Source organism: Streptomyces sp. NPDC048106 (assembly GCF_040706415.1).
Lineage (GTDB): Bacteria > Actinomycetota > Actinomycetes > Streptomycetales > Streptomycetaceae > Streptomyces.
The window spans coordinates 201283-221697 of sequence record NZ_JBEZND010000007.1 but is presented as its reverse complement, the minus strand read 5'-3'; the positions used below and the strand labels follow the sequence as shown (position 1 = coordinate 221697).

The 20415-nt window shown below is 73.1% G+C and carries 6 protein-coding genes; 1 reads left to right on the top strand and 5 read right to left on the bottom strand.

From position 1 onward, the window contains the following. Positions 1-11: 11 nt before the first annotated feature. The 5 genes from AB0927_RS09985 to AB0927_RS09965 all read right to left on the bottom strand — a co-directional run bounded on the left by AB0927_RS09985 (position 12) and on the right by AB0927_RS09965 (position 19020). Entirely contained in the window at positions 12-1286 is a 1275-nt protein-coding gene (locus AB0927_RS09985) for a glutamate-5-semialdehyde dehydrogenase (protein WP_366667044.1), read from the bottom strand. Position 1287: 1 nt separating this feature from the next. Next, a complete protein-coding gene (gene proB / locus AB0927_RS09980; RefSeq protein WP_366667043.1) occupies positions 1288-2367 on the bottom strand; it encodes a glutamate 5-kinase in 1080 nt (359 codons plus the stop codon). Between the two features lie 69 nt (positions 2368-2436). Next, entirely contained in the window at positions 2437-17658 is a 15222-nt protein-coding gene (locus tag AB0927_RS09975) for a non-ribosomal peptide synthase/polyketide synthase (RefSeq protein ID WP_366667113.1), read from the bottom strand. A 58-nt stretch (positions 17659-17716) separates the two neighbouring features. After that, positions 17717-17932, bottom strand: coding sequence for an MbtH family protein (locus AB0927_RS09970; RefSeq protein ID WP_366667042.1), 216 nt, complete (start codon positions 17930-17932; stop codon positions 17717-17719). A gap of 50 nt (positions 17933-17982) precedes the next feature. Then, positions 17983-19020, bottom strand: a complete 1038-nt coding sequence (locus tag AB0927_RS09965; protein ID WP_366667041.1) for a methyltransferase — start codon at positions 19018-19020, stop codon at positions 17983-17985. A 198-nt stretch (positions 19021-19218) separates the two neighbouring features. On the opposite strand from AB0927_RS09965, the gene AB0927_RS09960 reads away from it, so the two are divergent. Then, a complete protein-coding gene (locus tag AB0927_RS09960) occupies positions 19219-20379 on the top strand; it encodes a glycine amidinotransferase (RefSeq protein ID WP_366667040.1) in 1161 nt (386 codons plus the stop codon). Positions 20380-20415: the final 36 nt, after the last annotated feature.

The following is a 20415-nucleotide window of genomic DNA, read 5'->3' as shown; positions in this document are numbered from 1 at the left end:
GACGGGGGGTGTCACAGAACACGGATCTGCCCGCTTCCCCACACGACGTTCTTGACGCAGGTGAGCGACGCGAGCCCCATGGGTCCGCGCGCGTGCAGCTTCTGGGTGGAGACGCCGATCTCGACGCCGTAGCCGAACTCGCCGCCGTCCGAGAAGCGGGTGGAGGTGTTGACGAACACGCTGCCGGAGTCGATGGCGAGGGCGAACCTGCGGGCCACCGCGATGTCCTGGGCCACGATCGCCTCGGCGTTGCGGGTGCCGTAGCGGTTGATGTGGCGCAGCGCGGCGTCGAGGTCGTCGACGACCTTCACGGCGAGCACCAGGTCCAGGTACTCGGTCTCCCAGTCGCTGTCCTCGGCGGGGGCGGCGTCGGGCCACACCGCGCGGGTGTGCTCGTCGCCGCGTACCTCGACGCCGAGGCCCTTCAGCTCGTCGAGGACGCCCGGCAGCCAGCTGTCGGCGAGGTCCCGGTGGACGAGCAGGGTCTCGACGGCGTTGCAGACGCTGGGCCGGGAGGTCTTGCCGTTGACGACGATGTCGGTGGCCATGGCCGGGTCGGCGGTGGCGTCGACGTAGACGTGGCAGTTGCCGTCGCCGTCGATGACGGTGGGGACGGTGGCGTTGTCCTTCACGGTCTTGATGAGGCCCGGTCCGCCGCGCGGCACGAGGAGGTCGATGTACCCCTCGGCCTTGAGCAGTTCGAGGGCGGCCTCCCGGGAGGAGTCGCGGATGAGCTGGACGGCGTCGGTGGGCACGTCCGCCTGGCGGGCGAGCACCTCGGTGAGCACGTCGGCGATGGCCGCGTTGGTGTGCTGGGCGATCGAGGAGCCGCGCAGCACGGCGGTGTTGCCGGACTTCAGGCACAGGGCGGCGACATCGGCGGTGACGTTGGGGCGGGCCTCGTAGATGACGGCGACGACGCCGAGGGGCTCGCGGACCTGCTCGATCTGGATGCCGTTGGGGCGGGTGCGGCCCTCGACCACCTGGCCGACGGGGTCCGGCAGATCGATGATCGTACGCATCGCCTGGGTCATGCCGGCGATGCGCTTGTCGGTGAGGGTGAGGCGGTCGATCAGGGTGGTGGAGGTGCCGCTCTCGCGGGCCGCGGCCAGGTCGAGGGCGTTGGCCTCCTTCAGCCGCTCGCCCGCGGCGTCGATGGCGTCCGCCATCTCGGCGATCACCCGGTCCTTGACCGCGGTGGTCAGCTCGCGGACCGCGTAGGAGGCCTCGCGGGCGCGGCGGCAGACGTCCGTGACGGACGCGGTGGCAGTGGGAACAGTGGTCATGTCAGGCCTCCGGGATGGTGACGTAATCGGTGGGGTGGAGCACGGTGGGGCCGCTGTCCGGCCCGATGGGTCCGGCCAGTTCGCCGGAGCCGAGGCGGGTCCGGCCGCGGACGATGACCCGCCAGTCGTCGCCGACCGCGTCGACGACGGCGCCGGGCCCGAACTGGCCTTCGTGTGACTTGATGTGACGGATGGTCAGTACGCCGCCGTCGGCGAGGACGGCGGCGCCCTCGGGGGCGCAGAGGAGCCGGCCCGCGGGCGGCTCGGACAGCGACCGCCACAGCCGGCCGAGGTCCAGGTCCTTCTCCGGCACCCGGGGATGGACGAGGGTGCCGATGTCGTCGCCGGCCATCGCCCGCACGACCGCGTCCTCGGTGTCGGCGCCCGCGATGACGACGGGGACGCCGGCGAGCGTGGCGATCCAGGCCGCGCACAGCTTGGCGGCCATGCCGCCGGTGCCGAGGCCGCGGGCCGCGGCACCGGCCAGCCGCTCGACCTCGGGTGTCATGACGGCGATCTCCGGTACGCGGCGGGCGTGCCGGTCCCGGCGGGGGTCGCTCTCGTACAGGCCGGGCACGTCGGTCAGGAGCAGCAGCCGGCCGGCCCCCAGGGCGCCGGCGAGCAGGGCGGCCAGTACGTCGTTGTTGCGCACCATGACCGCGTCGTTCTCGTTCACCACGGGTACGAGACCGGCGTCGAGGGCGCCTTCGAGGACCGCCCTGGCGGCCTCGCGGTGCTCGGGCCCGGTGAGGTCGGGCGGGGTGAGCAGGATCTGCGCCGCCACCAGGCCACGGGCGGCGAGGGCCACGCGGAACGCCTCGAAGAGCAGCCCCTGTCCGACGGCCGCCGCGACCTGCCGGGCGGCCGGCCCGTCCGCGGCGGTGCCGGCCTCGGCCAGCAGGGCGTTGCCGACGGCGATGGCGCCGGAGCCGATGACGACCGGCTGGATGCCCTCGCCGCGCAGCCGTACGACGGCGTCGGCCAGCGCGGCGAGCTTGCCGGGGTCGGGCCGCCCGTCGGAGACGAGCGAGGAGGTGCCGATCTTGATGACGACGCGTTCCCGGTGAGGGCCGGATGACATGGGCTGCCTCGGTTCCTGTGAGGGGTTCGTGAGGGTCGTGGAGTGGTGGCGAGGGGTACGGGCGGGTGGTCAGGCGCCGGGGTCCTCGGTGCCGGGGTCCTCGGTGCCGGGGTCCTCGGTGCCGGCGAGGGCGTCGAGGTGGCCGGCGACGACCCGGCCGATGGCCGTGAGCGGTCCGGGCGCGGTCATCTCACCGTGGGCGCAGTCGACGGGATGGACCTCGATGCGTCCCGTGACGTGCGGCCGCCAGGCCTGGGCCGGCTCCCGCACGGTGGCGCCTTCGGTGGCGGTGAAGAGGACCAGGTCCCCGTCGAACACCGCCGAGTCGAAGGTGCCGCGCAGGTTGGTGACGTCCACGAACACCCGGGCCAGGGCGTCGAGTCCGGCCGGTCCGAGGGCGGCCAGCGGGCTGTCCGGGTGGGCCGGGTCGTGGCCCACCGAGTCCCTGATCGCCGGCCACACCTCGGGGTCGTCGTGGCCGACCGGCCGCGCCGTGCGGTCGGCGTGCCCGGGGAAGCCGTCGAGGATCCCGAGGAAGGCGACCTCCTCGCCCAGCTCCCGCAGCCGTACCGCCAGCGCGTGCGCCGCGGTGCCGCCGAAGGACCAGCCGAGCAGCGCGTACGGCCCCTCGGGCTGCACGGTGCGGATCTCCGCCACGTACCGGTCGAGCAGCGCCTCGAAGGCCGGCGGGGTGCCGTCCGGCTCGCCGAAGCCCGGGGACTGGAGCCCGTAGACCGGCTGGTCCAGGCCCAGTCGGCTGGGCAGTCCGCTGTAGCACCAGCTCAGCCCGATGGCCGGGTGGACGCAGAACAGCGGGCGGCGGGTGCCCTGGGTGCGCAGGGGCAGCAGGACTCCGAGTCCGTCGCCGGCCTCGTCCCCGTCGAGCCGGCCGGCCAGCAGGGCCACCGTCGGCGCCTCGAAGAGGGCGCGCACCGACAGTTCGCTGCCGAAGCGGCCGCGGATGCGGCTGATGAGCCGGGTGGCCAGCAGGGAGTGGCCGCCGAGGCCGAAGAAGTCGTCGTCGATGCCGATGCCGTCCGTGCCGAGCACATCGGCGAACAGATCGCACAGCACCGCCTCGGTGCGGGTGCGCGGCGGGCGTCCGTCGCGCGGCGGGAGTGCCGGGGCCGGCAGCGCCCGGTAGTCGACCTTGTTGTTCGGGGTGAGCGGCAGCCGCTCCAGGACGAGGACGGCGGCCGGGACCATGTACTCGGGCAGGGCCTGGCGGGCGTGCCGGTCCAGTGCGTCGAGGTCGATCTCGGTGTCGCCGACGACGTAGGCGACGAGCCGTTTGTCGCCGGGCCGGTCCTCGCGGGCGAGGACGGCGATCTGGCGGACGCCGGGGAAGGCGGCGAGGACGGACTCGATCTCCGGCAGTTCGATGCGGAAGCCGCGGATCTTCACCTGGTTGTCGGCGCGGCCGACGAAGTCGATCAGCCCGTCCGCCGTCCAGCGCACCCGGTCGCCCGTGCGGTACATCCGCTCCCCCGGCCGCCCGAAGGGGCAGGCGACGAAGCGGTCGGCCGTCAGGTCCGGCCGGTCCAGGTACCCCCGGGCCAGACCGGTGCCCGCCAGGTACAGCTCGCCCGTCACGCCGACGGGTACCGGGCACAGCGCGTCGTCGAGGACATGCGCGGCCATGCCGTCCAGGGGGCGCCCGATGGGGACGGGCGCCGGCACGTCCGACGCCTTGCGCCACGGCGCGGAGGTCGCGAACAGCGTCGTCTCCGTCGGCCCGTAGTTGCTCCGCACCAGCAGGTCCGGGCAGTGTTCCAGGACCTTGCGGACGGCGACGGGCGACACGATGTCGCCGCCGGTGATGACCACCCGGACCCCGGCGAAGCACTCGGGGTACTCCTCGGCCATGACGCGGAACAGGCCCGCGGTCACATCGACCCCCGTGATCCGCTCCGACTGCATCAGCCGCGCCAGCCGTTCGACCGTGAGGTCCTCCTCCGGCGCGATGACGCTGGTGCCGCCGTGCAGCAGCGGGTACCAGAAGGAGTAGGTGGACGGGTCGAACTCGTACGGCGTCAGGAGCAGCACCCGGTCGTGGTCGCCGGGGACGAAGATCGAGTCGTTGACCAGCTCGAACACGTTCTGGTGGGTGACGGCCACGCCCTTGGGCTTGCCGGTGGAGCCGGAGGTGTACATCACGTAGGCCAGTTGCTGCCGGAAGCCCGCCACCGCCGGGTCGGTCGCCGGCGTGGAGGTGTCCGCGCCGGTCTCCTCGACCATGACGACGGTGCCCGCCCGGGGCAGGCCACGCTCGCGCATCACCTCGTCGGTGAGCAGGACCTCGGCACCGCACTCGGCGAGGACCACCTGCATGCGGTCGAGCGGTGAGGCGTGGTGCAGCGGCACGTAGTAGGAACCGGCCTTGAGGATGGCCGTCAGGGCGACCACCAGCTCGACGGTGCGGCTCATCAGGACGGCGACCGGCCGCTCGGGGCCCGCGCCGGCGGCGATGAGCCGGTGCGCCAGGCGGTTGGCGCGGGCGTCGAGTTCGGCGTAGGTGAGGCTGCGGCCGGCGCAGCGCACCGCCACGGCGTCCGGGGTGCGCAGTGCCTGGTGCCGGAAGGCCTCCTGGAGCGAGTCCTCCTGGAACCGGTCGGCGGGGCGCGGGCCCGCCGCCAGCAGGGCCAGCGCGTCGCGTTCGTCGCCGCCGAGGATGTCGATGGCGCCGAGGCGGACGGTGGGGTCGGTGGCGACCGCGTCCAGGACGCGGGCGAGGCGGTCGAAGAGCCGCCGTGCCGTGCTCTCGTCGTAGAGGTCGGTCGCGTAGCCGACGGTGGCGCGGACGGGGCCGGGGCGGCCGTCGGCGTCCGTGTGCGCCCGCAGGGTGAGGTTCAGGTCGAACTTCGCCTGGTCCAGGGCGCCTTCGAGGCTTTCCACCTCGGCGCCGGGCAGGTCGACGGGCGCGCCGGAACCGGTGGCCACCTCCAGCATGATCTGGAAGAGGGGGTGGCGGGCGGTGGAGCGGGGCGGGTTGAGGGCCTCGACGACCCGCTCGAAGGGGACGTCCTGATGGCTGTAGGCGGCCAGGCTCGCCTCCCTGACCCGCGCCAGCAGATCGTGGAACTCCGGGTCGCCGGAGGTGTCGGTGCGGATGACGAGGGTGTTGATGAAGAAGCCGATGAGGCCGTCCAGGGCTTCGTCGCCGCGGCCGGCGACCGGGGTGCCGAGCGGGATGTCGGTGCCCGCGCCCAGACGGGTGAGGAGGGTGGCGAGCGCGGCGTGCGCCACCATGGTGAGGGTCGTACCCGTCGCCCGCGCCAACTCGGCGAGGCGGCCGTGCAGTTCGGGGCTCAGCTCGGCCTCGAACACCTCGCCGCGGTAGGTCGGGGTGGCGGGGCGGGACCGGTCGGTGAGGAGGTCGAGTTCCACGGGGAGACCGGCGAGGGCCTCCCGCCAGTACGCGAGCTGGGGTTCCTCGACCGAGTCGAGCAACCGCCGCTGCCACAGCGTGTAGTCGGCGTACTGGACCGCCAACGGCTCCCACGCGGGGGCGTGACCGGCCAGGCGGGCGCGGTAGGCCGCCGAGAGGTCCTCGTGCAGCGGGCGCATGGAGGCGCCGTCGTGGGCGATGTGGTGGAAGAGCAGGTGCAGGACGTGGTCCTCCTCGCCGAGCCGGACGAGGGTCGCGCGCAGCGGAAGGTCCCGGCTCAGGTCGAAGACGTGTCCGCCGAGCGAGTCGAGCACCGTGTGCAGATCGTGTGCGGGGCAGGTGACGTGGCGCAGGGGGAGGTCCGCGTCCGGGCGGATCACCTGGACGACCTCGCCTGCGACCTCGCGGAACACGGTGCGCAGGCTCTCGTGCCGGGTGACGACGTCACGCAGCGCGTGCTCCAGCGCGGACGTGTCCAGCGCGCCGCGTATGCGGCAGGCGACGGGGGCGTTGTAGGTGGTTCCGGGGCCTTCGAGCTGGTCGAGGAACCAGAGGCGCTGCTGGGCGGCCGAGGCGGGCACCGGCTGCGGACGGTCCGTCGCGGCGAGGACCGGGCGGCCGGCGTCCGCCGTGTTCAGGTGTGCGGCCAGTGCGCCCGGCGTGGGGGCGTCGAAGACGGTCCGGACCGGGACCTCGTAGCCGAGGTGGGCGCGGATCCGGCCGATGAGGCGGGTGACGAGCAGCGAGTGACCGCCCAGGGCGAAGAAGTCGTCGTCCACACCCACCGTGTCCGCGCCGAGGACCTCCGCGAACAGGTCGCACAGCGCCCGTTCCTCGGCGGTGGCCGGGAGACGGTCCGAAGTGCCGGCGTAGACGGGCGCGGGCAGCGCCTTGCGGTCGAGCTTGCCGTTGGCCGTCAGCGGCAGGCGCTCCACGACCACGACCGCCGAAGGAACCATGTACGAAGGCAGCGCGTCGGCGAGGTGGCCACGCAGGCCGACGAGGTCGACCTCCGCACCGGCCCGGGGCACCACGTACCCCACCAGCCGCTTGTCACCGGGCCGGTCCTCACGGACCACCACCGCCGACTGCGCCACCGAAGCGAAACCGCCCAACGCGGCCTCGACCTCGCCCAGTTCGATGCGGAACCCACGCACCTTGACCTGGTCGTCGGCACGCCCCACGTACTCCAGGCTGCCGTCCGCGAGCCGGCGCACGACGTCTCCGGTGCGGTACATCCGCTCCCCCGGCCCCCCGAAGGGGTCGGCCACGAACCGCTCGGCCGTGAGCGCGGGACGGTTGACGTAGCAGCGGGCGAGTGGGGCGCCCGCCAGGTACAGCTCGCCCTGGACGCCCACCGGCACCGGACGCAGGGTCGCGTCCAGCACGTGCAGGCGCGTGTTCCACACCGGCCGGCCGATCGGGACCGTCGCCGTGGTGGTGTCCGGCTGGTACGCGCAGTACGTGACGTCGACGGATGCCTCGGTGGGCCCGTAGAGGTTGTGCAGGCCCGCGTCCAGGACATCCCGGAACCGCCGGGCGAGTTCGGCCGGGAGGGCCTCACCGCTGCAGATGACCCGGCGCAGCCCGGTGCACTCGGCCGCGGCCGGCTCCTGGAGGAACACCGCCAGCATGGACGGCACGAAGTGTACGGTCGTGACCTTCTGACGCTGGATCAGTTCGGCGAGGTAGGCGGGGTCCTTGTGGCCCTGTGGCTTGGCCACCACGAGGGTCGCGCCTTCGAGGAGCGGCCAGAAGAACTCCCAGACCGAGACGTCGAAGCTGGCGGGCGTCTTCTGCAGCACCCGGTCGTCGGCCTTCAGCGCGTACTCCGCCTGCATCCACCGCAGCCGGTTGACGATGCCCTGGTGCGGCACCATGACGCCCTTGGGGCGCCCGGTGGAACCGGACGTGTAGATCACGTAGGCGGGGTGGGCGGGCGACAGGGGCCGTGCTCGTTCCGCGTCGTCCAGCGGTCCCGCTTCCTGGGCGGCCAGTGCCGCGACGGTCAGCGGGCTGTCCAGCAGGAGCGGCGCCACGCCCTGCGGCAGGCTCGGGGCGACGCCGCGGTCGCTGATCACCACGGCGGGGGCGGCGTCCTGGAGCATGTACGCGATGCGCTCGGCCGGGTAGTCGGGGTCCACCGGCAGGTATGCCGCTCCCGCCTGTACGACGGCCAGGATCGCGACGACCAGGTCGGCGGAGCGGGGCAGAGCCACCGCCACCAGCCGCTCGGGGCCCGCGCCCCGCTCGATCAGCAGCCGGGCCAGGCGGCTCACCCGGGCGCCGAGTTGCGCGTAGGTGAGCGTGGTGCCGTCCGCGATCAGGGCGGGGGCGTCGGGGGTCCGCTCGGCCTGCGCCTGGAACAGCCGGGCCAGGGTGGTGGGCGCCACCGGCTCGGCGGTGTCGTTCCACGCGGCGAGCTGCTCGCGCTCGTCGCCGCCGAGGATGTCGAGGGAGCCGATGCGGGCGCCTGGGTCGGTGGCGACGGCGTCCAGGAGGCGGGTGAGGCGGTCCAGCAGGCGGGCCACGGTGGCCGCGTCGTAGAGGTCGGTGGCGTAGTCGAGGGTGGCGCGGACGGCGCCGGGGCGGCCGTCGGCGTCCGTGTGCGCCCGCAGGGTGAGATGGAGGTCGAACTTCGCCTGGTCCAGGGTGCCTTCGAGGCTTTCCACCTCGGCGTCCGGCAGCGCGAGTCCCGGCGCGTCGTCCAGCTCCACCTGGAGCATGATCTGGAAGAGGGGGTGGCGGGCGGTGGAGCGGGGCGGGTTGAGGGTCTCCACGACCCGCTCGAAGGGGACGTCCTGGTGGCTGTAGGCGGCCAGGCTCGCCTCCCTGACCCGCGCCAGCAGATCGTGGAACTCCGGGTCGCCGGAGGTGTCGGTGCGGATGACGAGGGTGTTGATGAAGAAGCCGATGAGGCCGTCCAGGGCTTCGTCGCCGCGGCCGGCGACCGGGGTGCCGAGCGGGATGTCGGTGCCCGCGCCCAGACGGGTGAGGAGAGTGGCCAGCGCCGCGTGCGCCACCATGGTGAGCGTCGTACCCGTCAACCGCGCCAACTCGGCCAAGCGCCCGTGCAGTTCGGGGCTCAGCTCGGTTTCCAGGGCTGCGCCGCGGTTGGTCGGCGCGGCAGGACGCGGCCGGTCGGTGGGGAGGTCGAGTTCCACCGGCAGACCGGCAAGCGACTCCCGCCAGAACGCGAGCTGGGGCTCCTCCACCGAGTCGAGCAACCGCCGCTGCCACAGCGTGTAGTCGGCGTACTGCACCGCCAACGGCTCCCAAGCGGGCGCCCGGCCGGACAGCCGCGCCCGGTAGGCCGCCGACAGATCCGCGCCCAGCGGCGCCATCGACGCCGCGTCGGCCGCGATGTGGTGCAGCAGAAGCATCAGAACGTGATCGTCCTCGCCCAGCCGGACCAGAGTCGCCCGCAACGGCAGGTCACGGCTCAAGTCGAAGACGTGAGCGCCCAGTTCACCGAGCACACCGTCCAGGTCTTCCTCGGCGCAGGCGACACGGTGCACCACCACGTCCGCCCGCTCGGTGACCACCTGCACCACCTCGCCGGCGACCTCACGGAACACCGTCCGCAGACTCTCGTGCCGCGCCACCACGTCACCGAGCGCCGACTCCAGCGCGGACACGTCCAACGCACCCCGCACCCGGTGGACGGTGGGCAGGTTGTACGTGGTGCTTCGCTCCTCCAACCGGTCGAGGAACCAGAGGCGTTGCTGGGCGGCCGAGGCGGGCGCCGGCTGCGGACGGTCCGTCACGGTCAGGGCCGGACGGGTCGCGTCCCGGGCCGTCAGGCGCGCGGCCAGTGCGCCGGGCGTGGGCGCCTCGAAGACCGCGCGCACGGAGAGGTCGTAGCCGAGGTGGGCGCGGATCCGGCCGATGAGGCGGGTGACGAGCAGCGAGTGACCGCCCAGGGCGAAGAAGTCGTCGTCCACACCCACCGTGTCCGCGCCGAGGACCTCCGCGAACAGGTCGCACAGCGCCCGTTCCTCGGCGGTGGCCGCAACACGGGCCGAAGTACCGACGTAGACCGGCGCGGGCAGCGCCTTGCGGTCGAGCTTGCCGTTGGCCGTCAGCGGCAGGCGCTCCACGACCACGAACGCCGAAGGAACCATGTACGAAGGCAGCGCGTCGGCGAGGTGGCCGCGCAGGCCGACGAGGTCGACCTCCGCACCGGCCCGGGGCACCACGTACCCCACCAGCCGCTTGTCACCGGGCTGGTCCTCACGGACCACCACCGCCGACTGAGCCACCGAAGCGAAACCGCCCAACGCGGCCTCGACCTCGCCCAGTTCGATACGGAAACCACGTACCTTGACCTGGTCGTCGGCACGCCCCACGTACTCCAGGCGGCCGGCGGACGTCCACCGCACGACGTCTCCGGTGCGGTACATCCGCTCCCCCGGCCCCCCGAAGGGACAGGCGACGAAGCGGTCCGCGGTCAGGCCGGGCCGGCCCAGATAGCCGCGCGCGAGGCCGTCGCCGCAGACGTAGAGCTCTCCTGGGACCCCGGCGGGAACCGGGCGCAGCCGGTCGTCCAGGACGTACAGGCCGAGGTCGGGGATGGCCTCGCCGATGGCGCTGCCGGGCAGCGCGGCCGCGCTCTCGCGGTCGAGGGCCTGGTAGGTGACGTGCACCGTGGTCTCGGTGATCCCGTACATGTTCACCAGGACGGGGGCGTCGTCGGCGTGGCGCTCGTACCAGTCGCCGAGCCGGCGCAGGTCGAGCGCCTCGCCGCCGAACACCACGGTGCGCAGCGCGAGCCGGTCCCCGACGGCCGGGTTCTCGGCGTCGGCCCGGACGAGCTGGTAGAAGGCGGACGGCGTCTGGTTGAGCACCGTGACGCGCTCGTCGGCCAGCAGTCGCAGGAAGTCCGCCGGGGTTCGGCTGACCGTGTGCGGGACGACGACGAGCCGGCCGCCGTACAGCAGCGGGCCCCACAGTTCCCAGACGGAGAAGTCGAAGGCGTACGAGTGGAAGAGCGTCCACACGTCGTCGGCGTCGAAGCCGAACCACGGGCGGGTGGCCGCGAACAGGCGGGTGACGTTCTGGTGCGGTACGACGACGCCCTTGGGGCGGCCCGTGGAACCCGAGGTGTAGATGACGTAGGCCGTGTGCCCGGGCAGCAGGCCGCCGGGGTCCGGGGCGGTCGCCGGTGCCTGTGCCAGGCGTCGCGCCGTTTCGGGCGTGTCGAGCGGCAGGACAGGGGTGTCGCCCGGCAGCCGCTCCGCGAGGTCCCCGGCCGTCACCAGGAGGACGGGGGCACCGTCCTGGAGCATGTACGCGATCCGGTCGGCCGGGTAGTCGGGGTCGACCGGCAGATAGGCGGCGCCCGCCTTCAGCACGGCGAGCAGGGCCACCACCAGGTCGGTGGACCGGGGCAGGGCGACCGCGACGAGGCGGTCGGGGCCGGCGCCCTCCGCCGCCAGGAGGTGGGCCAACCGGTTGGCGCGGGCTTCGAGTTCGGCGTAGGTGGTGTGCTCGCCGTCGTGGACCACCGCGACGTTGTCCGGCGTGCGGGCGGCCTGCGCGGCGAACAGTTCGGGCAGGGTGGCTTCCGGTCCGGTGACGGGTGCCGGCGCGGTCAGCAGGGCCGCGCGCTCCTCGGCATCGAGGATGTCGAGGGAGCCGATGCGGGCGCCGGGGTCGGCGGCGACGGCGTCCAGGACGCGGGTGAAGCGGTCGAGGAGACCGGCCACGGTGTCCTTGTCGAACAGGTCGGCGCTGTAGCCGGTGGCGAGCCGGAGCGGGCCGGGGCGGCCGTCCGCGTCCGTGGTGGTCCGCAGGTTCAGTGACAGGTCGAACTTGGCGCCGTCGCGGTTGGCCGCGTGCCCCTCCACCGGGGTACCGCACAGGTCCAGGTCGGCACCCGTCTCGTCGGTGACCTGGAGCATGATCTGGAAGAGGGGGTGGCGGGCGGTGGAGCGGGGCGGGTTGAGGGTCTCCACGACCCGCTCGAAGGGGACGTCCTGGTGGCTGTAGGCGGCCAGGCTCGCCTCCCGGACCCGCGCCAGCAGGTCACGGAACTCCGGATCCCCCGCCGTGTCGGTGCGGATGACCAGGGAGTTGACGAAGAAGCCGACGAGGTTGTCGAGTGCCTCGTCCATGCGGCCGGCGACCGGGGTGCCGAGCGGGATGTCGGTGCCCGCGCCCAGACGGGTGAGGAGAGTGGCCAGCGCCGCGTGCGCCACCATGGTGAGCGTCGTCCCCGTCAACCGCGCCAACTCGGCCAGGCGCCCGTGCAGTTCGGGGCTCAGCTCGGTTTCCAGGGCTGCGCCGCGGAACGAGGGCGAGACGGGGCGGGGCCGGTCGGTGGGGAGGTCGAGTTCCACCGGGAGACCTGCGAGGGCCTCCCGCCAGAACGCGAGCTGGGGTTCCTCGACCGAGTCGAGCAACCGCCGCTGCCACAGCGTGTAGTCGGCGTACTGGACCGCCAACGGCTCCCACGCGGGGGCGTGACCGGCCAGCCGGGCCCGGTAGGCCGCCGACAGATCCGCGCCCAGCGGCGCCATCGACGCCGCGTCGGCCGCGATGTGGTGCAGCAGAAGCATCAGAACGTGATCGTCCTCGCCCAGCCGGACCAGAGTCGCCCGCAACGGCAGGTCACGGCTCAAGTCGAAGACATACGCACCAAGTTCACCCAGCACACCATCCAAGTCGTCCTCGGCGCAGGCAACACGGTGCACCACCACGTCCGCCCGCTCGGTGACCACCTGGACCACCTCGCCGGCGACCTCACGGAACACCGTCCGCAGACTCTCGTGCCGCGCCACCACGTCACCGAGCGCCGACTCCAGCGCGGACACGTCCAGCGCACCCCGCACCCGGTAGGTGGTCGCCAGGTTGTAGGTGGTGCCGGAGCCTTCGAGCCGGTCGAGGAACCACAGGCGCTGCTGGGCCGCCGAGGCGGGCAGCGGCCGCGGGCGGTCCGTGGCCGCCAGGACCGGGCGCGCCGTGGCCGCGGCCGTCAGCAGCGCGGCCAGGCCGCCGGGCGTGGGCGCCTCGAAGACGTCCCGCACGGGCAGCTCGCGGCCGAGCGCGCCGCGCACCCGGTTGACCAGGCGTGTCACCAGCAGGGAGTGACCGCCGAGGGCGAAGAAGTCGTCGTCCAGACCCACCGTCTCGGCGCCCAGGACCTCCGCGAACAGGTCGCACAGCACCCGCTCCTCGGCGGTGGCCGGAAGGCGGTCCGAGGTGCCCGCGTAGACCGGCGCGGGCAGTGCCCGGCGGTCGAGCTTGCCGTTGGCCGTCAGCGGCAGGGACGCCACGACCACGAACGCGGAGGGGACCGCGGCGGGCGGCACGGCCGCGGCGACCGCGCGGCGCAGCGCGTCGGCGGAGGGGGCGGCGTCGGGCTCGGGGACGACGTAGGACACCAGTCGCTTGTCGCCGGGGGTGTCCTCGCGCAGCACGGTGGCGGCGTGCGCCACGCCGGGCACGGCGCCGACCAGGGCGTTGTGTTCGCCGAGTTCGACGCGGACCCCGCGGATCTTGACCTGGTCGTCGGCCCGGCCGAGGAAGGCCAGGGTGCCGTCGGTCCGCCGGCGCACCAGGTCGCCGCTGCGGTACATGCGCTCGCCGGGGGCGCCGAAGGGGTCGGCCACGAAGCGTTCGGCGGTCAGGCCGGGCCGGCGCAGGTAGCCGTGGGCGAGGACGTCGCCGGCGAGGTGGAGCTCGCCCGGGACGCCGGTGGGCACGGGCCGCAGGCGCTCGTCGAGGATGTACAGCCTGGTGTTCCAGATGCCGTCGCCGAGGGGGGCGGTGAGCGGCCAGTCGGCCACCTCGGCGGGCAGGGTGGCGCTGGTGACCAGGTGGGTCTCGGAGGGGCCGTAGTGGTTGTGCAGGCGCAGGTCCGGACGGGCCGTGTGGAAGGCGCGGACGGGTCCGGTCAGTTGCAGGGCCTCGCCCGCCTGGGCGACGTGCCGCAGCGCGTCGAGTCGCAGTCCGCGCTCGGCGGCGGCCTCGTACACGGCGGCGATCACCAGGTCGGGGGCGAAGAACTCGGTGATGCGCTCAGTGTCCAGCCAGGCGGCGAGCCGGGCCGCGTCGAGCCGGGTCTCCTCGTCGGGCACGCACAGCGTCTTGCCGTTGAGCAGCGCCATCAGGATCTCGTGCTCGGACACGTCGAAGCCGACCGCGGAGAACTGGGAGACCCGGGCGCCGGGTGTGTACGGGAAGACGGTGGCGTTCCAGGCCAGCAGGTTGAGCAGCACGCGGGCGGGCAGGACGACGCCCTTGGGGCGGCCGGTGGAGCCCGAGGTGTAGACGATGTAGCCGGGCGTCTCGGGGGTCAGCGGGGCGGGGCGGTCCGCGTCGGTGGGGGCGTCCGCGCTCTGTGCCGCGAGCCGCGCCGCGACGTCGGCGTCGTCCAGGTCGAGCACGGGGCCGGTGAGCCGGTCCGTGCCCGCGTGGTCGGTCAGGCAGAGCGTGGGCCGGGCGTCGTCGAGGACGAACTCGGTGCGTTCCTGCGGGTATTGGGGGTCGAGCGGCAGATAGGCGGCGCCGGCCTTGAGGACGGCGGCGAAGGCGACGGTCAGCCGGGCGCCGCGCGGCAGCAGCACGCCGACGTAGCTGCCCGGGCCGGCGCCGTGCGCCAGCAGCAGCCGGGCGAGCCGGTTGGCGCGTTCGTCCAGTTCCGCGTAGGTCAGTTCGCCGTCGGGGGCGCTGACGGCGAGGGCGCCGGGGGTGCGGGTGGCCTGCGCGTGCAGCTGGTCGGCAAGGGAGGCGGGGGGCAGGGCGACGCGGGTGGCGTCGGCGGTGGTGAGTTCCCGCTCCCGTTCGCCGTCGAGGAACAGGTCGAGGTCGCCGATCGGCCGCTCGGGGTCGGCGAGGGCCCGGGTGAGCAGGGCGGCGAAGCGGCGGGCGAGGAGTTCGGCCGTGGCGGGCCGGAACAGGTCGGCCGCGTACTCCAGGCGGCCGGTGAGTCCGCCGGGCATGCCGTGGTCGTCGTAGCGCTCGGTGAAGCCGAAGAGGAGGTCGAACTTGGCGGTGGTGGCGGGCAGTTCCTCGGTCCGCGCGGTGAGTCCGGGCAGTGCGAAGCCGTAGCCGCCCGCGTTCTCCATGGTGAGCATGGTCTGGAACAGGGGGTGGCGGGAGAGCGAGCGGTCCGGGTTGACCGCCTCCACGACCTGGTCGAACGGCACGTCCTGGTGCTCGTAGGCGGCCAGCGCGCCCTCGCGCACCCGCTCCAGGAGGGTGCGGAAGGCGGGGTCGCCCGAGGTGTCGGTGCGCAGGACCAGCGTGTTGACGAAGAAGCCGATCAGGCCGTCGAGGGCCGCGTCGGTGCGGCCGGCGACCGTGGTGCCCAGCGGGATGTCCGTGCCCGCGCCGACGCGGGTGAGCAGGGTGGCCACGGCCGCCTGGAGGACCATCGGCACACTGGTGCGGGTGGTGCGGGCCAACCGGGTCAGGGCGGTGTGCAGTTCGGGTCCGAGGTCGAGGGGGACCACTCCGCCGCGGGTCCCGGCGGCCTTCGGCCGGGGGAAGTCGGTGGGCAGTTCCAGTTCCGCGGGGGTGCCCGCGAGCGTCCGGCGCCAGAACTCCAGTTGCAGGGCGGCCAGATGGGCCGGGTCGTGGCCGTCGCCGAGGAGTTCGCGCTGCCACAGGGTGTAGTCCGCGTACTGGGCCGGCAGGGGTGCGAAGCGCGGTGCCTCGCCGGCCAGGCGCGCGGTGTAGGCCTGTTCGAGTTCACGGGTCAGCGGCTGCATCGACCAGCCGTCGGTGCCGATGTGGTTGAGCGTCAGCAGCAGTACGTGTTCGTCGGGTCCGGCCGCGAACAGGCGGGCGCGCAGCGGCACTTCGGTGGTCGGGTCGAACGGGACGTACGCCGCGGCGGCGAGCTGTGCCGTCAGGTCCGGTACGTGTTCCACGGGCAGGCCGGGGCGGACCCGGCCGACGGGCAGGATGACCTGGTGGGGCTCGCCGTCCCGCTCGGGGAACACGGTGCGCAGTGCCTCGTGCCGGTCGAAGAGGTCGCCGAGGGCCGCTTCGAGGGCGGCCGGGTCGAGGGTGCCGGTGAGGTGTACGGCGACGGGCAGCACGTAGGCCGCGGATCCGCCGTCCAGGCGGCTGTGGAACCACATGCGGTACTGGGCGGGGGAAAGCGGGATCACCTCGGGTCGGGCGGCCGGTACGAGGGCGGGGCGGGCGGCGGGCGCCTGCCGGGTCGCCTCGGCCAGGTCCGCGACCGTGGGGTGGTCGAAGACGGCGGTGAGGGAGAGGTCGACGCCGAGTTCGCCGCGGATCCGGCTGACCAGGCGGATGGCGTGCAGCGAGTCGCCGCCGAGGGCGAAGAAGTCGTCGTCGATGCCGGAACCGGTCACGCCGAGGGTGGTGTCGAAGAGCTGGCACAGCAGCGCTTCCCGGTCGGTGCGCGGGGTGCGGCCGGTGCCGCCCGTGGTGGGGGCGGGCAGGGCGTGGTAGTCGACCTTGTGGTTCGCGGTGAGCGGCAGCCGGTCGAGGACGACGTAGGCCGCGGGCAGCGCGTACGCCGGCACGCGATGTTCCAGGTGGGCGCGGGCGGCGGCGGTCGCGTCGGCCGCGTCGGCCCCCGTCCCGGGCACGAGGTAGGCGACGAGCCGCTTGTCTCCGGGGGTGTCCTCGCGGGCCGTGACGACGCACTGGCGCAGGGCGGGGCAGTCGGCGAGGGCCGCCTGGACCTCGCCCGGTTCGATGCGGTACCCGCGGATCTTCACCTGGTCGTCGGCGCGGCCCGCGAACTCCAGCAGTCCGCCGGCGGTGCGGCGCGCGAGGTCGCCGGAGCGGTACATGCGCGAGCCGTCCGCCGCGAACGGGTCGGCGACGAATCGTTCCGCCGTCAGGTCGGGGCGCTGGGCGTAGCCGCGGGCCAGACCCGCGCCGGCGAGGTACAGCTCGCCGGTCTCGCCGTCGGCGACGGGACGCAGGGCGGTGTCGAGGACGTAGGCGCGCATGCCGTCGAGCGGATCGCCGAGGGGGACCTGGTCGGGGACGTCCACCGCCCGGGTCCAGGGGTGCTGGGCGGCGTACAGCGTGGTCTCGGTGGGGCCGTAGGTGCCCCGGACGACGATGCCGGGGCAGCGCTCCAGGACCGTGCGCACCGCGGTGGCCGGGACGACGTCGCCGCCGGTGAGCACCTCGCGCATGCCGGCGAAGCACTCCGGGTGCTCCTCGGCCATCACGCGGAACAGGCCGGCCGGGATCTCCGCGGCGGTGATCCGCTCCCGGCCGATCAGCTCCGCGAGCCGGTCCACGGTGAGTTCCTGCTCGGTGGCGAGCACCACGGTGCCGCCGTTCAGCAGCGGGTACCAGACCGAGTAGGTGGCGGGGTCGAACGCGTACGAGGCGACGAGCAGGACGCGTTCGTGGGCGCCCGGCGCGGCGAACATGGCGTCGCCCACCAGGTCCAGGACGTTGCGGTGGGTGACGGCGACGCCCTTGGGTGTGCCGGTGGAGCCCGAGGTGTGCATGACGTAGGCGAGTTGCCCGGGCAGCGGGCGCGCCGCCTGCCGGGGGCGCGCCGGGGCCCCGGCCCCGGGCAGGTCGGCCAGGACGGTGGCCGGGACCCGCGGGGCCCGGTCGGCCATGACGGAGTCGGTCAGCAGCACCGGGGCCCCGCTGCGGTCCGCGGTCCACTGCATCCGCTCGCGCGGGTGGGCCGGGTGCAGCGGGAGGTAGTGCGCCCCCGTCTTGAGCACCGCGAGGAGCGCGACGACGAGGTCGACGGTGCGGTCCATGAGCACCAGCACGGGGCGCTCCGCACCGGCGCCCTCGACGGCCAGCAGCCCGGCCAGGCGTTCCGACCGGTCGTCCAGCTCCCGGTAGGTGAGGCTGCGCCCGGCGCACCGCACCGCCACGGCCTCGGGGGTACGAGCTGCCTGCGCGCCGAAGGCCTCCGGCACCGAACCCACGAACATCGTCACTCGCTCCTCGGGAAGGTTGCCGCCGCTCGGGCGGCGGGCGTACTCAGGGTGGTCAGGAGGCCTGGTCGAGCTGCGCGGCGAGGCTGCGCGGCCGCATGTCGGTCCAGTTCTCGTTGATGTGGTCGACGCACGAGGCGCGGTCGGCGGGGCCGAGGGTCCGGGTCCAGCCGGCGGGGACCTCGGCGAACTCGGGCCACAGGGAATGCTGGCCCTCGTCGTTCACCAGCACGAGGAAACTGCCGTCGGGGTCGTCGAACGGATTGGCCATGGTTGTCTCCTAAACGGCGGATGCCGAATGCCGGGGATTTCGGAATGCGGTCACTTCACGCCGAGCGTGAGGCCGTGCTCGTAGGGAAGGCCGCTGACGGTCCGCACCTCGCCGAATCCGGCCTTGCTCAGCCAGTTCTCGTAGTCGCGGGCGGGGTAGGCCATTCCCTGGCCGCTGGCGAGGACGTTGAAATACAGGCCGAGGCGGGCGCCGTAGATTCCGCTGGTCTCGTCGTCGGAGACGTTGTAGCCGTAGACGAAGACCTTTCCGCCCTCGGGCAGGCTGTCGTACGCCTTCTTCATCAGGCCGAGGATCTGGTCCTCGGAGAAGATCTCCAGGACGTGGCTGAAGAGGACGGCGTCGGCGCCCAGCGGGAAGGCGTCGTTGAAGATGTCGCCGGGGTGCAGCTCCACCCGGTCCGGGTAGTCGGCGGCGGCCTTGTCCTCGCCCAGCTTGGAGACGCTCGGCATGTCGAAGACGGTGGAGACCAGGTCGGGGTGGCGGGCCACCAGGCGGGCGGAGGTGGTGCCGTCGCCGCCGCCGATGTCGAGGAGCCGGCGCACGGAGGCGAACTCCTCGCGTTCCACCAGCGCGTCGACGGACTGGAGGGTGAAGGAGCTCATGGCGCGGTGGAAGACCGCCTCCAGCTTCGGATTGCGGGAGAGCCGCTGGTAGAGGGTGGGCTCGTCGCCGGGGTAGGTGTCCAGGGCGAGGTTGGTGCCTGCCTTGAGCGCCTTGGTCATGTGCACGAACGCCGGGTAGTAGACCTCCTTCCAGCCCACCACGATGTGGCTCCAGCTGTCCTCGGCGTCGGAGGCGAGCAGGTCGCCCGCGACGTCGGAGTTCAGGTAGCGGCCGTCCTCGCGGCGCAGCAGGCCGGTGGTGCACACCGCCTGGAGCAGCACGCGCAGTTGGTGCGCCGGCAGCCCGGTGAAGGCGCGGATCTCCTCGAATCCGGCCCGCGGGTGCTCCGCGAGGAAGTGGAAGATACGCACTTCCACCGCCGTGGCGACCGCGTTGAAGAGCGCGGGCGCGTTCATCAGGAAATGAAAACGCTCAAGTACCGGGTCGCCGTCGTGGTTGTCCATGGTCCCTCTCACTCTCCGCGGGTCTGGTGTGCCACGGGGGCCGGGCCCCGAGGCGGGTGCCAACGTAGCCCGCCGGACGGGCCCCGCAGGCGGCGTTGGCAATTAGTTGCCATGCGATGGGAAAGGTCATGCCAGGGCCTTAGCGTTCGTAGAAGAGCGGCTGTGCGAGTACGGGACGGAAAACGAGGAACCAGAACCATGCAGCTGAACAGCTTTGACGAATGGTCACCGTTGAGGGAGGTGGTCGTCGGCTCCGCGAAGAACTATGTGTCGCATGAGCGTGAGCTTTCGTTCGACCTCTTCTTCCACGACAACATCGCCCAGGACAATTCCGCGCGCTCGGAGTGGTACTACCCGCGGGTGTCGTCGCGCCGGGCCGGCGAGAAGGAGCCCGGCGGCGCTCGTGTGCACATCAAGCAGCGCTACGTCGAGGAACTGAACGAGGATCTGGAGGAGATCGCCGAGACGCTGCGGTCGCTGTCGGTCCGGGTGCTGCGTCCGCTGGACGTGGCGGCCGAGACCGGGGACGTGACGACGCCGGCCTGGTCCGCCTCGGTGATCCCGCCGCTGAACGTCCGTGACAACACGCTGATCCTCGGTGACGAGATCATCGAGACTCCGCCGATGATCCGCTCACGGTACTTCGAGACGCAGTTGCTCAAGCCGGTGTTCCAGCACTACTTCCGCCAGGGGGCGCGCTGGACGGTGATGCCGCGGCCGGTGATGACGGACGCCTCCTTCGACCTGTCGTACGCGCGCTCCAGCACGGCGGGCGGGCCCACCGAGCCCATCGGGGACCCGGCGCCCTCGCGCTACGACCTCGGCCTGGAGATGATGTTCGACGGGGCGCAGTGCCTGCGGCTCGGCCGGGATCTCGTCGTCAACGTCTCGACGGCCAACCACGCGCTGGCGGTCGACTGGCTGGAGCGGCACCTGGAGGGCCGGTTCCGGATCCACCGGGTGCACGGGATCAGCGACAGCCACATCGACAGCATGGTGCTCGCCCTGCGTCCCGGCACGCTGCTCGTGCGTTCGGAGAAGGTGGCGGAGCGGTTGCCCAAGGCGCTGCGCGGCTGGGACCTCATCGTGCCGCCGCGGCCGGAGGGCGACAACTTCCCGCAGTACGACGACGACGACCTCATCCTGACCAGCCCCTTCATCGACCTCAACGTCCTGTCGGTGAGCCCCGACACGGTGCTGGTGAACGAGGCGTGCCCGGAGCTGATGCGCACGCTGGAGAAGCACGGGTTCACCGTGGTGCCGGTCCGGCACCGGCACCGCAGGCTGTTCGGCGGCGGCTTCCACTGCTTCACTCTGGACACGGTCCGCGACGGCGGCTGCGAGGACTACCTCGGCTGAGGGGCGGGCCGCTCCCGCCCCCGGGAGCCGGCCTCC